The 15408-nt window shown below is 66.0% G+C and carries 15 protein-coding genes; 9 read left to right on the forward strand and 6 right to left on the reverse strand.

Going from position 1 to position 15408, the window contains the following annotated elements; genetic code table 11:
* The first annotated feature begins 68 nt into the window (after positions 1 to 68).
* The 4 genes from ACOGXQ_RS01845 to ACOGXQ_RS01860 all read left to right on the forward strand — a co-directional run bounded on the left by ACOGXQ_RS01845 (position 69) and on the right by ACOGXQ_RS01860 (position 3119).
* A complete protein-coding gene (locus tag ACOGXQ_RS01845) occupies positions 69 to 575 on the forward strand; it encodes an SRPBCC family protein (RefSeq protein ID WP_419945766.1) in 507 nt (168 codons plus the stop codon).
* Entirely contained in the window at positions 572 to 1609 is a 1038-nt protein-coding gene (locus ACOGXQ_RS01850; protein ID WP_419945767.1) for an LLM class flavin-dependent oxidoreductase, read from the forward strand. Before ACOGXQ_RS01845 ends, ACOGXQ_RS01850 begins: the two co-directional genes overlap by 4 nt.
* A 7-nt stretch (positions 1610 to 1616) precedes the next feature.
* Positions 1617 to 2276: an AMP-binding protein gene (locus ACOGXQ_RS01855; RefSeq protein WP_419945768.1), complete on the forward strand. Its 660-nt coding sequence runs from the start codon at positions 1617 to 1619 to the stop codon at positions 2274 to 2276.
* Positions 2277 to 2510: 234 nt separating this feature from the next.
* On the forward strand, positions 2511 to 3119 hold the full coding sequence (locus ACOGXQ_RS01860; protein ID WP_419945769.1) for an enolase C-terminal domain-like protein: 609 nt from the start codon (positions 2511 to 2513) through the stop codon (positions 3117 to 3119).
* On the opposite strand, the gene ACOGXQ_RS01865 is transcribed toward ACOGXQ_RS01860, so the two are convergent.
* Positions 3116 to 3799 carry an O-methyltransferase gene (locus tag ACOGXQ_RS01865; RefSeq protein ID WP_419945770.1) on the reverse strand — a complete coding sequence of 228 codons (684 nt, stop codon included), beginning with the start codon at positions 3797 to 3799 and terminating at the stop codon, positions 3116 to 3118. The genes ACOGXQ_RS01860 and ACOGXQ_RS01865 overlap by 4 nt on opposite strands.
* 293 nt (positions 3800 to 4092) lie before the next feature.
* Positions 4093 to 4365, reverse strand: coding sequence for a hypothetical protein (locus ACOGXQ_RS01870; protein WP_419945771.1), 273 nt, complete (start codon positions 4363 to 4365; stop codon positions 4093 to 4095).
* A 54-nt stretch (positions 4366 to 4419) separates the two neighbouring features.
* On the opposite strand from ACOGXQ_RS01870, the gene ACOGXQ_RS01875 reads away from it, so the two are divergent.
* The 4 genes from ACOGXQ_RS01875 to ACOGXQ_RS01890 all read left to right on the forward strand — a co-directional run bounded on the left by ACOGXQ_RS01875 (position 4420) and on the right by ACOGXQ_RS01890 (position 7215).
* Positions 4420 to 4926, forward strand: a complete 507-nt coding sequence (locus ACOGXQ_RS01875; protein ID WP_419945772.1) for a hypothetical protein — start codon at positions 4420 to 4422, stop codon at positions 4924 to 4926.
* Between the two features lie 134 nt (positions 4927 to 5060).
* A complete protein-coding gene (locus ACOGXQ_RS01880) occupies positions 5061 to 5351 on the forward strand; it encodes a type II toxin-antitoxin system Phd/YefM family antitoxin (RefSeq protein ID WP_419945773.1) in 291 nt (96 codons plus the stop codon).
* A 476-nt stretch (positions 5352 to 5827) separates the two neighbouring features.
* The gene (locus ACOGXQ_RS01885) at positions 5828 to 6160 is read left to right on the forward strand and encodes a helix-turn-helix domain-containing protein (RefSeq protein WP_419943765.1); all 333 of its coding nucleotides are present in this window, start codon (positions 5828 to 5830) and stop codon (positions 6158 to 6160) included.
* On the forward strand, positions 6157 to 7215 hold the full coding sequence (locus tag ACOGXQ_RS01890; protein WP_419945774.1) for a transposase: 1059 nt from the start codon (positions 6157 to 6159) through the stop codon (positions 7213 to 7215). Before ACOGXQ_RS01885 ends, ACOGXQ_RS01890 begins: the two co-directional genes overlap by 4 nt.
* Positions 7216 to 7469: 254 nt before the next feature.
* On the opposite strand, the gene ACOGXQ_RS01895 is transcribed toward ACOGXQ_RS01890, so the two are convergent.
* From ACOGXQ_RS01895 to ACOGXQ_RS01910, 4 genes are all read right to left on the reverse strand, one after another.
* Positions 7470 to 8795: an IS1380 family transposase gene (locus tag ACOGXQ_RS01895; protein WP_419945775.1), complete on the reverse strand. Its 1326-nt coding sequence runs from the start codon at positions 8793 to 8795 to the stop codon at positions 7470 to 7472.
* 415 nt (positions 8796 to 9210) lie between these two features.
* Positions 9211 to 10587 (reverse strand): McrC family protein, encoded by a 1377-nt coding sequence (locus tag ACOGXQ_RS01900; RefSeq protein WP_419945776.1) that lies wholly within the window; start codon positions 10585 to 10587, stop codon positions 9211 to 9213.
* Positions 10588 to 12861 carry an AAA family ATPase gene (locus tag ACOGXQ_RS01905; RefSeq protein ID WP_419945777.1) on the reverse strand — a complete coding sequence of 758 codons (2274 nt, stop codon included), beginning with the start codon at positions 12859 to 12861 and terminating at the stop codon, positions 10588 to 10590. It lies immediately after the preceding gene.
* A 151-nt stretch (positions 12862 to 13012) separates the two neighbouring features.
* Positions 13013 to 14311, reverse strand: a complete 1299-nt coding sequence (locus ACOGXQ_RS01910; RefSeq protein ID WP_419945778.1) for an ATP-binding protein — start codon at positions 14309 to 14311, stop codon at positions 13013 to 13015.
* Positions 14312 to 14538: 227 nt separating this feature from the next.
* Between ACOGXQ_RS01910 and ACOGXQ_RS01915 the strand changes: the two genes are divergently transcribed.
* Complete coding sequence (locus ACOGXQ_RS01915; protein ID WP_419945779.1) at positions 14539 to 15324, forward strand: hypothetical protein; 786 nt, start codon at positions 14539 to 14541, stop codon at positions 15322 to 15324.
* Positions 15325 to 15408 lie beyond the last annotated feature (84 nt).

The following is a 15408-nucleotide window of genomic DNA, read 5'->3' on the forward strand; positions in this document are numbered from 1 at the left end:
GATGCCCGATCAGGGGACCATCACGTTGCGTAGCTTGTCATGTGACAGGCGAGAGAAGGGTGTTGGGAATGGTGACGTACGCGGACGGGCCGACGACCAGTGTGGAGGCCCACATCAATGCCCCGCCGTCGGTGGTGTGGCCCCTGTTGTGCGATATCAACGCGCCCGCTGAGTTCTCCGGGGAGTTCCAGGGCGCCGACTGGCTCGACGACGGCCCGGCCCTCGGGGCGAGGTTCCGGGGCCGGAACGAGCACAAGGCTGTCGGCGAGTGGCGATCGACCTGCACCGTCACGGCGATGGACCACGAGCGCTCGTTCGAGTGGACGGTCGGTGATGTCGACTACCGGGCCGCTCGCTGGCGCTTCGACCTCGAGCCCGACGGCGAGGGAAGCATGCTGAGGTTCACCGCCGAGATCGGGCCGGCGCCGTCAGGACTCAGCCCGGCCATCGAGCGCATGCCCGACCGCGAGGAGGACATCGTCGCCAAGCGCATGGGCGAGCACAACGCCAACATGCGTCGCACCGTCGAGGGCTGCAAGCAGCTCGCCGAAGCCCGCCAGGCGCGCACCTCGTGACCGATCTCCACGTCGGTGTCCTCCCGGCCGGCCTGGATGCCCCGGGCTTCGACTACATCCGCCGCGCTGAGCAGCTCGGCGTCGACTCAGTGTGGATGCCCGAGGCGTGGATGTACGACGCGCTGACCCCGCTCGGCTATCTCGCCGCGATCACGAGCCGAGTCCGGCTCGTCACCGGGGTCGTCCAGCTCGGCGCCCGCTCCCCGGCAATGCTGGCGATGTCCGCCCTCGCGCTGGCGAAGATGTCAGAAGGTCGCTTCGTGCTCGGACTGGGCACCAGCGGACCTCAGGTCATGGAGGGCTGGCACGGTGTTCGCTTCGACCGGCCCGTTATCCGCACCAGCGAGACCATCGACATCATCCACAAGGTCTGCTCGGGCGACCGGCTCACCTATGAGGGCAAGGTGTACGAGCTTCCGCTGCCTGACAGTCAGGGCCGGTCCCTCCGCTCGCCGGTGGCCGGCTCATCCATCCCGATCTACATCGCGTCTATGGGGCCGGCCAACCTGCGGCTCACGGGCGCCAAGTCCGACGGCTGGATCGGCACCGCGTTCCTGCCCGAGTCGGCCAGCGTGTTCACTGACCACATTCGTGAAGGCGCCGAGTCGACGGGGCGGTCCCTCGACGACATCGAGCTGACGGTTGCGGTGACCCTCGACTTCTCCGACGACCCCGAGGCGGCGGGCCGGCGCCATGCCGACGGCTACGCATTCACCATCGGCGCCATGGGGTCGTCATCAACGAACTTCTACAACCAGGCGTTCATCCGCCAAGGCTTCGGCGACGCGGTCGAGGAGGTGCAACGGCTCTGGCAGTCAGGTGAGCGGGAAGCGGCGGCCGCCGCAGTGCCCATCGAGATCGGGCTCCGCACGAACCTGCTGGGCGGCGATGCCGAGATCAGCGAGCGGCTCCGTGCCTACCGCGCCACAGGGATACGGACCCTTCGGGTGCGGGTCGACACCGACGACCCGACCGCCCGGCTGGACTCGCTCGCACGACTGATGGACCTAGTACGGGCCGTCAATCAGGAATGAAGCACCGATGACGACCCCACTGCTGTACCCGGGTCAGGTAGCCGCGGATCACCCCGACCGTGTCGCAGTGGCCATGGGCGCTAGCGGCGAGAGCATCACCTTCGCCGACCTCGACGCCTTCGCCAGTCGGCTGTCCCGGCTGTTGCGCGCGATCGGGCTCGAGCGCGGCGACCACATCGCGCTCTGCGTCGAGAATCGTCTCGAGTTCCTGCCGATCATCTGGGGCTGCCACTACGCCGGGCTCTGCTACACGCCCATCAGCAGGCGTGAGGCGGCGGAGATGCTGTGCTCCGCAGGCACGACGAGTACTGGCCCCAGCCGGGCTGAGCCCATTCGAATCAATCAGGACCTGCCACTATGCCCACTTCCCTCAGAATCGAAGCATCGCTCTACCCCGGCAACAGTGCCGGCACCGACTTCATCGCGCAGCAGGCCACCAAGCTCGAGGCGCTCGGCTTCGACCGCGCCTTCACCGCCGAGACAAGCCGCGATCCCTTCTTCCCCCGACGGCCGCATCGCCCATCCGTTCTGCACCGAGCAGTACCTCAAGGACGTCATCGTTCCCCGCATCCAGCCCGCTTTAGCGGCCCGCGGCAGGAGCCTCGACGACTTCGAGAGGACCGACGGCCACGTGAGCGGGAAGTTCGTGGAATCGGGATGGACGTAGCTCGGCGAGATCGCGTTGACCCGAACGTCGGGAGCGAGGCCGCGAGCCAGCTCGCATCTACGACGCCATCTACCGCTCGAGCTTCTACCACGGCCGCAGAGGGCTGCTCATCAATGCCCTGTCGGCTGTCGACATCGCCCTCTATGACCTCGCCGGGACCTCGCCGGCAAGCAGCTCGGCAAGCCGGTCTGGCAACTGCTGGGAGGTGCCCGCCAGCAGGGTGCGCGCCCGTACGTGACCCTGTACCCGGGCGACACCAAGGGCGAGCCGACCGGGGTGATCCTCGACAAGATGGAGGGGATCGTCGACCTCGCCCGGCAGTCGGGCTTCACCGCCATGAAGCTGCCCTTCGTCGGGCTCACCGAACTGCCCGACCACCAGGTGGTCGATCTGGTGGGCCAGCTCCGGGCGATGATCGGCGACGACGTCGTGCTGGGCGCCGATCCCGGGTATCGCTGGACCCACTGGCAGGAAGCACTGTGGGTGCTGAACCGGCTCGATGATCACCGGGTGTACTTCGCCGAGGTGCCGCTGCACCACGACGACATGGAGGGGTACCGCCAGCTCGCGGCCCGCGGCCCGCTGCTCATCGGCGCGGGCGAGTTCTCGACCGGCCGCTGGGAGGCCAAGGAATGGCTCGACCATGCCAAGGTGCCGTTGCTGCACTGCGGCATCAGCCGGGCCGGCGGTTTCACCGAGATCGTCCGCATCTCGGAGATGTGCGAACTCGCCGAGGCCCTGCTCATGCCCCATAGCTACGCCACAGCCATCTCCGACTATGGATCTGGTCAATCAGTTCCGGACTCGGCCCTGACCGAGGCCGGCCTCACGGCCCGTGGCTAGTGGACGCGGACGGTGAACTCGAGCCCTCCGGCGAAGGGCAGGGTCATCGTGCGGAGCTTGTTGGCGGGGTCGTTGAGGAACTCGAAGTAGGGCTGGTAGCCCTCGGCGGACGAGATGGTGTTGTCGGTGACGACGACCGCGCCGGGGCGCAGCGCCGGCGCGACCAGTTCGAGCGCGTCGAGAGCGACATGCCAGATGTCGACGAGGAGGAAATCGACCGGTCCCCCGCAGTCGACCAGCGTCTCGCGCAGATCGCCTTCCCGCAGCTCGATCCAGCTCGCCAGATCTGCTTCTTCGAAGTTGGCCCGTGCGACGGCGGCTTTGTCAGGCTCGTATTCGGTTGCGATGACCACGCCGTCGTCATGACCGTTGTCCCGCACCGCAGCAGCCAAGTACAGCGTGGACACCCCGTGGGACGTCCCGGCCTCGACGACACGGCGAGCACCCAGAGCACAGCAGATCTGGTAGCAGAACGTGGCCTTGTCGCGGTCGAGCGCAACAAGCTTGTCGGCGAGGTACCGGCGCATGTCGTCGTCGAAGCCGCGCTGGGTTCGGTCCCTACCGCTCTTTCGCCGCATCTCGGCGAAGAATGCCGAGGTCTCGGTGGCTTGCGCGTCGCTCTCGGCGTGCAGCCGATCTAGCAATTCCTCAAGCACAGGATCGTGCAGGGATGACGTCATGCGGTTCCTCCTTCGGGCGTCAGCAGGCTAAGTCGATCGTTCATTCAGCTGGCTGTCGAAGCAGACGCCTGGGTTCCGCACGATCGCCACCGGCCACAGACCCGCCGCGACACTGCCAGCTGTATGCCTGAGATTTGCTCGCGGGGCGCCTCCGCTGTTCGCGCGGGTCAGAGGACCAGCGCACAGAGCAACGAAACCCGCGGCACTGCCAGTACATGGGCCGAGTTCAGGCGTGATGCGGGTGACCGCGATGATGGTGTTGTCAATCAAGCCGGCGAACTGGACGGTGCCCATCAGCTTGGCGACAGCCGTCCCAGCGGCACTCCCCGCTCCGGCGGCAATGCGAAGCCGGGACTCAGATCGTCTGAAACGAACAGGCCACGATGCACATGCCGCCAGAGCATGATCGACATGGTGCTGCCGTGCCCGAAGAACCAACGCTGTCGGTTGTCGCCGCACCCGTTGAGCACATGATCGCCTTGGAAGGCTCGTTCGGCATGGCCGACGGCCAGCACTGTCAGCCCCGAGATGGCATTGGCAGATCTGAACTCACAGAGCGACAACACACAGAGCGACAATAGTGGTACTTTAGACTCTATAGTAGAAAGGTTTAGCCAGACATGAAGTCACAATTGCATTCCTCCCGGCACGGCACTCGAAAGAGCAGACGCAAGCCGTTGCTGATCATCGCTGCCGTCATCGCTGCTGGAGCTGCTGTGGTCGCCTCGCCGATGGCCTTGGCCGCATCCTCCTGTCACCGCAGCCTCAGCTTCAGCCACACTGCGGTGGGCCTGTCCGAAGGATCGACCGACAGCATCAGGTACACCCACAACTGGTGCAGCGGCGACCCGGCGTTTACCGATTGGGTCATGGACATCTCGGACACCACGGCCGTCACGATCGCCGTCAAAGAGGGCGACACCAAGGGTGGCACCCACATCACCATCGGGTCGATCGGCATCGAGGCCCTCGCCGACGATGACTTCGACGACGAGTCCGTGACCGTCACCTTCTATGAGACCTCCGCCGACTACGCCGCTTCCGTGCTGGGCCGCACGGTCGCCTCGAAGTCGTTCACCGTGGACGTGCGCGATCCCCGGGACACGGACGGGGACACCCCGAGCTGAACAGCCTCCTCGACCGCCACCGCCCACCCACGTCAGGCGAGCAGCCCTCGTGAACCATTCAGGATGCACAGGCGCATCGCGCTGTGGGAAAAATCGCAGGGGCAGCGTGCACTGCGGTAGCTACTGTGTCCTTCATGGAGCAGATCAACGTTTCACAGTTGCAGCACAACTGCAAAGAGCTGCTCCAGCGGGCCAACGCCGGTGAGTCGTTCGAGGTCACTCGGCATGGCGAGCCTCTCGCGTTGCTCGGACCGTTGCCCAAGGAAGACGACCCGTTGGAGCGTCTCATTGCGCGTGGAGTCGTCACCGGCGGAGGGCGGGGCTTGGCCGCAGCACTAGAGGAAGAGGCGCCATTGCCCCCTGCTCCCCCGGGAACACAGACTGGGAGCGAACGGCTCGCGGAGCTACGTCGAGATGAGCGGTGAAATCTGGATTCTTGACGCATCTGCTTTCGTCAAGCTCGTCAGGCCAGAAACTGAGTCCGTGGCACTGCGCCAGTGGCTCACGCATCGTCCCTTGGCGTCAAGCGCCCTGCTGCGCACCGAGGCACGACGGGCGTTTGCCCACGATGACGAAGCAACGCGACGCCGTTGCGAATGATTCCTCACTGAAACGCACTTCGTCCACTTGACTGCAGCGGTGCTGGATGCTGCGGGTCGAATGCCCGGCCGCCATCTGCGTTCCCTGGACGCGATCTACGTCGCCTGCGCCCTCGAGCTAGGAGGGTGGTCGGAAAAGGGGATCTTGCCGACACAGCAAGTCCCTGACCTGCGGGTTTGCATCTGACAAACGCCGAAATAGCGGCTTTCCGACTGTGTTGCGTCTGATTTTGCGCGACGGGTTCTGAGTTTTTTCGAGCAGCGTCGGTCAGGGTTGGCGGTCTCAGCGCAGGAGGCTGCCGATGACCGCTCCGCCGGGCCGGAGACCGAGGAAGATGCTCACAGCGGAGCAGAAGTACGACTTGTGGGTGCGGATGCTGACTGGGCAGATCACCCAGGCCGAGGCGGCGGCGGAGGCCGGCGTGGATCGGTCGGTGGTGTCTCGTTTGCGTGCGGTGGCACGCGACGGGGCGATCGCTGCGTTGGGGGCGTCGAAGCCTGGGCGGCCACGCCGGACGCGGGCCGAGGCGTCCGAGGCGGCGGCGTTGCGGGCGGAGGTGGAGCGGCTGGGCCGCACTGTTGTGGAGCAGGCCGTGGAGCTGGCGGTGCTGCGGGGAAAAACGGGCTGGGGATGAGCGGCCCTGTTCCCGCCCGCGTCGATGGGGCCGCCAAGGAGTGCTTGCTGGGGCTGATCGACGACGCCACCGCAGCGGGATGGACCCACGGCCGGGTGTGCGCGGTGCTGGGCATCGATCGGCGCCGGGCGTGGCGCTGGTCCCGGCGCCGCGACGCGGGGCGGCTCGATGACGCCCGCCCCGGGGGCCGTGCGGTCCATGGGCTGCTGGGGTGGGAACGCGACGAGATCGTGAAGCTGTTCGACGAATGGGGCGACGTCGACCGGTCCCATCGCAAGCTCGCCCACCGGGGCTCCTGTCTGGGCCGGGTGTGGGTGTCGCCGTCCAGCGTGGACCGCGTTCTCGCAGGTCACGGCCTCGCCCTGGCAGGCGTGCCGCGCCCCAAGCGGACGGCTCGCTCGCCGTGGCCCGGCTGGTGCGAGTGGCGCCCCAACCAGCTGTGGTGCTGGGACGGCACCCAGTTCCCCCGATGCCGGCCCGCCAAGCACGCCTACGCGATCGTTGATGTCGTGTCCCGCAAGTGGATCGCCGCCCACCTCACCGGCACCCCGGACTCGGTCGCCGCTCGAGTGCTGTCCGCCGAAGCGCTCCAAGCCGAGGGGCTGCTCACCGACGAGATCGCGGCCCGCTTGGCCGATCCCGACGCCGAGCCGCCTCAGCACGACGACATCCCGCTGCTGCTGGCGCTGTCGGACAACGGCCCCGAGATGCGCGCCGGCGACACCGCCCGCTTCATGGCCGCCTGCTCGATCGCCCAGCACTTCGGCCGCCCATCCACGCCCACCGACCAAGCCTGGATCGAGTCACTCTTCGGGCACCTCAAAGACGAGCACCCCCACCTCGACACGCTGGACCGTCCCGCCGATCTCGCCCGGGAGCCCGAACGCGTCCGGACCCACTACAACGAGAACCGGCTGCACGAAGGCATCGGACACGTCACCCCCCAAGACGAGCACCAAGGCCGAGGAGAACAGATCCGCCGAGCCCGCCGAGACGGCCTCCGACAAGCCGACGCCCAACGCCGCCACGCCCGCCGAAACCGCCCACTGCCATGACCAACCCAACACCACCGCCAGCACGCCGACGCTGCTTGAAAAACCCGGCAATCTGTCGCGAAAAGTCAGACGCAACACACATTCACCGGTGGGGTTGGGTGATGTCGGGTTGGGCGGGTTGTCGGTGGGGCGGTCTGTTGGTGTGGCGGGTTCGTGGGATCGGATGCGTGGGTGGTCGGCGGCGGCTGGGGGGGGGTGTTGTGTGCGGCGTCTTGGTGGGGTGGTGCGCGGCGCTGCGTGATGCTGGGGTTTGCTCAGCAGCGCTGGGGCAGGTTGCGGGTGTGTTGCAGTGCTGTGGTGAACGTGTCGGCCCGGGGCCATTGTGCGGGGAGCCGCAGGGTGGGTCGGCTGCTGCGGTTGACGAGCCGGCCGGGCACGGTGAGCAGGCGGCGTGCGGTGGTGGCTGCGACGGTGAGCTTTCGGGGGTCGTGAACTTGGCCGATGCGTGCTGTCCAGCGTGCGATGTTGTGGGCCAGAGCGGCGCAGGCGAGCCAGGCGGCGTTGGCGGTGAAGCTGGCTGAGGGGCTGTGGGCGAGGCCGCCGGCTTTGAGGTCCCCGGCGGCGAGCTCGACGCGTGCGTGGGATCGGTAGGCGGCGTCGGCGGCTTTGGTGTCGAGCGTCTCGGCGTCGGTGTCGGACGTGTGGTGGCGCCAGTGGGGGAACAGGTCGGCTTGGGGGCCGACCAGGCGGGTGCGGCGCACCACGAGCCGCGCCGTGTGGGCCGGCTTGTCTTTGGGGCGGCGCGCGCTGGTCAGCTCGGTCTCTGCGACTTGGGCCTCGCCGTCGTCGGTGTAGCCGGTCGGGGTCCAGTCCCGGTCGTCGATTGCGGCGATGACCCGGTCGATCTTGGGGTTGGAGGCGACAGCGATCAGGAACCTGGTGTCGTGTGCTTTGAGCTTGTCGATCAGGTCCCAGCTGAAGAAACCCGCATCCGCGCGCAGCGCGAGACCGGCGCCGGGAGCGAGGCGGCGCGCCCGGTTCACGGTCTCGGCGACAAAGCGGACGTGGCCCCGCTGGGAGGAGCCCCTGCGCATCCGGGCATGCACGATCTCGCCGGTGTCGTCACGGGACGCGACCAAAGGGTGACAGCCCAGCCGCCCGCTGTGCCCATACGCAGCGCCGCCCTTGGCGCCGCTGTGAACCTCAGCCATCGTGGAGCCGACGCCGACCGTGATCCGATCCGCCCCAGGCGCAGCCCCAGCTTCCCGCGCTCGGCCCAGCGCCGGTTCCCGGGCGCGGCCCAACCGGCGAACATGACCCCATGCGAAGGACCGCAAGAACGTCCCCAAAGCGGACGGCGCCGCCACCGCGAACCCAAGCACCGAACCCGTCGAAGCGGTCCGCAGCCGGTCCGCGTCCGAGATGAACGACCCGCCAACCAGCATCGAGAACACCGCCGTGAGCACCTTCGCGCCCGACCCGCGGCCCGCCTGCGGCGGGACCACCGTGTCATCGATCAAGCCCCCCAGACCCAGCCGACCCACCAAAGAGCCCACCAGCAGCAGGCCCGCGTCAGCCACCAAAATGCCCTCGTCGAACACCGCCTCGATCCGGTCCAGACCCCCAGATACGCTGCTCACAGAAAGCGCCTCCCGACACGACATCACGCCGAACAACCGTCAAAGACAAAACGCCACCTCAAGAGACCCTTCCAGCGGACGCACACCCACCCTCACACCAACCCCACCGGTGAATCTGGGTTAGGAGACTGCTGAGCAATTGCCGAAATCGCTGATTCACGGACACAAAGCCGCAGGTCAGAGCATTGCAGACTTGCCCGGATCCGAATAAATCAGCAGTCTCCTAGTGGTGTGTCGCAGTTTTCTTCCGGGCATCATGCAACTCGCTGACCTGTAAGAATGGGCTTGCTTCAGCCCCAGCCATTTCAGCGACGCACCACTAGGTGACGACTTGGCTGGGCTCGTCAGCTACGACGTCCGCCAGCTCGCCGCAGCCGTGGACCTCGGCATCGCCACTGCCTCCCCCGGAGTGTCATCAACCAGCTGACACTCTCGTCGTCGCCTCAACATGGCCGGCGAGAGCGCTGATCTGAGCGTCGATATCGCTAGGGCTGCCGGACAGATCGATGGCGACAGCGTGGAGTTTCGTTCCCGCGTGCCGAACCGTGACCGTCGACTTGGCAAGAATCGCGCCTGAACCATCATGGTTAGGGGCTTCGTCTGCCGCGCTGCCGATTCGCGCTAGGCCAGCAACGTCGCCGGACTCACCGGTCTCATCGCGATCGACATCGGCGCAGTAGATGAGGGTGCCTTCGCTCAGCTTGAGCGCTGTGGTGTAGGCCAGCAATTGGTAGTAGTCGCCGTGTCGTGCGAGAGGTCCAGCGCCCGTCATGCTCGTATCGGCTTCTGCGAGCTTGTACTTGAGGTCGGCGACACCGACGGTTTCGCCGCGGTGACCGAACGTGAGGTCCGGCTTGATCTGGACTTGGCGCTCGTCGTCGAGATAGAGCCGTGTCTGAGGTCGCACATCCAACCGCCCGCGCAGCGCTCGCTGGAGCCGGGCCGTCACGAAGTCCTCGAAGAGCTGGTTCATGTCCAGCATGAACGCCGACGCAGCGGTGTCGCCGTGCTGGTCCTGCAGGGTGCAGTTGGCCAGTATCAGCCGGGCAAGACGGAGTGCCGGCCGGTAGTGCTCGTTCAGCCGGCTGTACTGGATGCGATCAAGACTGTCCAGCGCCATCGTCACGGTGGGTTCGGCCACACCATCGAGCGCGCCGAGCAGCCGCCGAAGCCGCCGTCGGTCGTCGTGAGGCACGTCGGGCACACGCAGCGCCAGTCGAACTGCGGCAGTCAGGCAGCGGTTCTCGTCGACATCTGCGGTGAAGTCGTCCCACGAGCACGCCATCGGCACCAGCACCCCGCCCCGACGGAACTGCCGCGCGAAGTCGATACGACCTCGCAATGCGAGCAGGTCGTCCCCTTCGTGCCGGTAGTGATGGAAGAGCCCCCGCGCGAGTGTGGTTTCCGCCGTGCGTGCGAAGAATGACACCAGCGCCGGCAACAGCTCGTCGTTGGTTGCGTAGTCGATGGCCTCGGCCCGCCACGCCTCCGACGGCAGCCCCACTTCCAGCAGGAAGAACAGGTTCTCGGGCTTGATCTTCGGCCGCACGATGATGCGCAGGTCGTCCAGCGTGAACCCTCCGACCCACTGCCGAGTCGACACCTTCCACCAGCCGCTCTCTCGATCCGTTGCCACCGACACCCACGACGTCTCCCCAAGACGGCGAGCCGTGTCGTCGTCGAGTTGTATGCGCTCGGTGCTCCACTCCTGAAGCACAATTCGTCTGCCCTGGCCCGCGTCACGACCCATCTTGGGGGCGTCCGGCCTCACCGCAGCATCGACGAATGTCATCTAGTCGTCGCCGTAGCTCTCGGCGCCTTCATCACCGGCAGTCTCGGGTTCATCGTCATCGACGGGCTCGTCCGGCGTTCGCGTCTCCGGACCCGACGCAGTCGCTCCGGGCCCGTGACGCTTCCAAACCTCGCGGAACCGGTAACTCTCGATGACCTCCTGGCGACCGAAGAACTGGTCCTCGATCAGCGGCTCGATGTTGTATTCCCAGATGCGCCGCAGGCCGTCCTTGTTCAGGTCGCTCTTCATGAAGTGGCTCGGCCCGATGAGCATGTGGTCACCCCCGAGATCGCCGCGGAGTCGCGCGTTGACGCCATCGAGCAAGTCAGCGATCCACGTCTGCCCCTGCTCGTTCTGTTCGCACCAGCGCCGCAGCAATCCCGCCGTCGGCTCACGATCGGGGAAGAACGGCACGAAGTGAAACCGCCGCCGCATCGCCGCGTCGATCAGCGCAATCGATCGGTCAGCCGTGTTCATCGTGCCGATGAACCACAGGTTGGAGGGCAGCGTGAAGCCTTCGACTGGTCGATACTGCGTCTGAATCCACTCGTCGCGATACTCCAGCAAGTAGAGCAATTCGCCCAATACGCGAGGCAAGTTCGCCCGGTTGATCTCGTCGATCACCATGACATGCCGCTGATCCGGATTGGCTTCGGCGAGTTCTGCCAGCTTCACCAATGGTCCCGGCGTCAGCCGATACGTCATGTTCTCGTCATCGTCGACAGACGGCCGAAATCCCTCGAAGAAGTCCTCATACGAGTATGCCGGATGGAATTGCACCAGCGAATAGGGCCCGTCGTCCGCGTGTTCCTCGTCGTTTTGGATGCCTGTCAGCGCCCACGCCAAGCGACGGGCGAAGTATGTCTTGCCGGTCCCCGGTGGCCCATACAGGACCACCTGCCTTTTGTCCTTCAACAGCTGCACTACGTCGTTGACGAATCCCACCCCGCACAGCAGATCCTCCGCGGCGGCCGCCAAGGCAGCCGCGAGACGTTCGGGGTCGTCGTCGTGTCGCTCCGCCAACCAATACAAGAACCGGGCAATCCCCCACGCGTCGATAGAGTGCGCACTGTCTGGGAAGTACGGCCCGAGAACGTCGACCAGGAAATCGTTGGCCGTGACGACCAAAGCTCCGCTCTGCGGGTACGACTCGGGCTCGTCGAGGAGCGTGGTCGCGGTGATGGCCTGCTCCTCGTCGAGAAGGCCAAGACGTACCAGCAACTCGATCATCTCAAGCTTTCCGGGCCACGATGACTTCGCTGCCGCCGGACTCTGTCGCAGAATGAAGTTGGGAATGAATCGCTGCGGCTGCGACAAAGCCAACAGCCGCGTCGCGACGAGTTCGCCGAGTCCTGAGATGCCAGTAACGCAAGCATCGAACCGCGATGCCAAGTCGCCGTCGCCGTAACCGAGGTCGTGGATCAGCGAGCGGATCGATTCCCACTCAGTGGGTGAGCAGTCGTTGACCGCCCGATGCAATCCCGGCACCTGTCCAGAACCGCCGTAGTCATAGCGCGTTCTGTTCCACACACGCTTGACCTGCTCGCGGTCCGCATAAGGCAGCAGATTCAGAGTTGACAGGATGTTTGCGAAACCGATGCGCGCCGCCTTGTGTTCAAGATCATCGTCCGTGGGGTAGCCGTTGTCGTGGAACTGCTGAACCAGTTCCTCAAGGGTTGGCGAATCCAGACCGCTCTCGCGACACCATGTGCACCAAGCTTGAACCTGCCTGCGTATATTATCTCGTTGCGGCTGAGATTCTTTCGTGCCCCAGACGTCGAACGCCTCGGCAATCGCTCCGGAATCCCACGACGCCGGACTGCGCCCAGTGGAACACGCATACCGGATCCACTTCGACACCTTCCCGTGTCGATTCTTGATGGTGCGGGGTTTCCGCCCCTGATCCTGCAGATAGCTCAGGTACTCCTCAAGCCGCGCCATCCACATGGCGGTTTCGTCGCGTCCTGCGGACTCAGCGGCAGAAGCTCGGCGGTGAACGACCTGATCGCCCGACAGCCAGCGACACCAATTTTCGAGGTCCTTCGTATAGGCGTAGCGCGAGGAATCCGCCAAGTCTCGCTGCCGGTCGAGCAACTCGCCGACGAGGTCGTCATCTAGCTCCGCAGGACTGTGCCCCCGTTGCAGTGCGAACTCGATCCAGCGGCGCGCGATGCTGCTGCGCTGGCCGTACGTCGACTCCCCAACGCCCCGCTCGTCCCGCAGGTAGCTCACATACTCGTCGAGACGCTGCGCCCAGTACCGATGGTCGTCCATGGCGGCGAAGCTGCTACGGAGGTGCGACACGGCGCTCTGCCCAATACTGCTGTTCGTCCATGGGGGCGAGACTACTGCGGGGGAGCGACACGGCAGCCGGCCCGCGCAGTCTGTGGAATCGGTCTGGCCCGGCTCGCCGAGGTTGTCTTGCTCAGGCGCTCGCTGATGCTCGGCGTTGACCCCAGAGGGCGGCGATGGGGACGGCTTCGATGTCACGATCGATCCAGCGACGGTGGCGGCCCGTGTGCAAGATCACGCCGCCGGCGAACTGGTCGGGTGGCAGGCTGTCTCGCAGCCAGATGAGATGCCGGGCGTCCTTGGCCGACGGCGCGCTGGCGGATTTGATCTCGAATGCGGCCACACGGAACCCGAACTCGGCGATGACATCGATCTCGTGCTCTCCTCGCTGGCTGCGAAGGTGGTGCAGGTGTACCGGCACCTTCGCCGACTCTGCCTCGGCGCGCAATTGAGCGGCCACGTAGGTGTCGAACAGGCGGCCTCGTGCATCGGGGTCTCGGCGCGCAGCATCGAAATCGATCTGCGCGAGCCATGCACCCACGCCGGAATCGCAGACATACCGCTTGGGCGTCGACGTCAGCCTCCGCAGACGATTGGACCGCCACGCAGGCACATCCACGACCAACCGCTGGGCGTCGAGAATGTCGTGATACCCCAACGCTGTCTTGCGGTCGAGGTCGGCAGCCTCGATGAGGGCGCTGTCAGGGACAACCCCGGCAGTATGCAGTGCGTACGACTGCAGGTAGCGGCGAAAGCGGATTGGGCTGCGTGGCCGTCCCCGTCCTGCGGAGAACTCCTCAAGATCATGTGTCGTGGTGACGTCGACGAAGCTGCGCATCCAGCGTTCGCGCTGCTGGTCGTCGGCCGCTCTCAGCGCACCCGGAAATCCGCCCGACAGCGCAAGCCTCAGATAGCCCAGCACATCCGGCGGATCGGCCGGCACCTCGAACCGGTCGGGTGAGTCCCAGCGGTCGAACAGCGACGGCTGGCTCGCGTCACCGAACAGTTCGCGGCCGGTGAGCGGCCACATCCGAATATCCAGGAAGCGGCCCGTGCCAGGCCATGCGCCGGCGATGAGATCGTTGCGCGCCGAGCCGGTGACGATATAGCGGCCGGGGCGCTGGTCCGCGTCGACGGCACGCTTGACCGCGCCGAGAACTTCGGGTGTGTGCTGCCATTCGTCGAGCAAGAGCGGGAACGGGCCTACCGTGATCGCTGCGTCAGGGTCGTCACGGACGATGCTCGCATCTTCGGGCCGATCCAGACGCAGCGCGGCTTCGGCGTGCTTGGCTGCGGTGGTTGTCTTGCCCACCGCTCTCGGCCCGGTGATCATCACCGCCGGCCATGACACGAGATCGGCCGCAAGCGTCCGATCCGCCATGCGTGCGATATAGCCATCTCGGGCCGAAACGATGCCTGCCGCCTCGTTCATACTGCAGATCGTAGCTTATTTATCCCTAAGTTTATAGGGGTATTAGTCCCTGTTTGTGTAGGTGCATTTCTCCCTAGGAACGCTGCCATTCAGCGCGGTCCTAGCTCGTTGTCGGCCGTGACCGGCGAACTCGAAGACCTGTGAAGACCACTGCGCTGGCATCTGCTTGTCGTTGGGAGCGGCGGACGCGCTGCAGGGGTGCAAGGCGGCGTCGTAGGGTGACGCGCATGTGGATTCGCCTTCGTCAGATTGCTGTTACCACCGCCGACCTGGCCCAGACCTCGGCGGACATCCAGAGCGTCCTCGGCGTCGAGCCGTGCTTCACCGATCCAGGTGTCGGCATCTTCGGCCTCAAGAACGTGCTCTGGCCGATTGGTACCCAATTCCTCGAGTGCGTCACGCCGATTCAAGACGACACTGCCGCAGGCCGGTATCAGCATCGGCGCGGCGGTGACACCGGCTACATGGTCATCACCCAGGTCAGCGACGTTGCTGCACGCCGCGCCCATGTCGACGAGCTGGGCATCCGGATCGCATTCGAGATGAACTTCCCCGAAGAGGGCCACGTCGGCATGCAGTTGCACCCGGCCGACACCGGCGGCGCATTCTTCGAGATGGACCAGATGACCGGACCAACCGGCGACGAGGTCGGGGGCTCGTGGACGCCAGCAGGCTCCAACTGGGAGCCGTACGTCTGCACCGACAGGGTGAGCAGCATCGCCGCGGCCGAGTTGCAGAGCCCCGATCCCCAGCGGCTGGCCGAGCGCTGGAGCCAGATCGCGCAGATCGACCTGGGCACCGACAGCGACGGCCACCCCACGATCCAGATCGACAACGCCATGCTGCGCTTCGTGCCTGAGGCCGACGGGCGCGGCGAGGGCCTAGGCGGCATCGACGTCACGACCGTGGATCGTGACGGGGTGCTGGCAGCGGCTCGCACACGGGACTGCTACGTGAACGACAGCCAGGTGGCGCTGGCCGGCCTGCGGGTCAACCTCGTCGACGCCAGCTGAGCCGACCTCGCCAACTCCAGCTGAGCCAAGCCCGCCGACGCTGGGCTACGCGTCAATCTCGTCGACGCCGGCTGACCCCGCCTC

Source organism: Candidatus Poriferisodalis sp. (genome assembly GCF_965208485.1).
Classification (GTDB): domain Bacteria; phylum Actinomycetota; class Acidimicrobiia; order Acidimicrobiales; family Poriferisodalaceae; genus Poriferisodalis.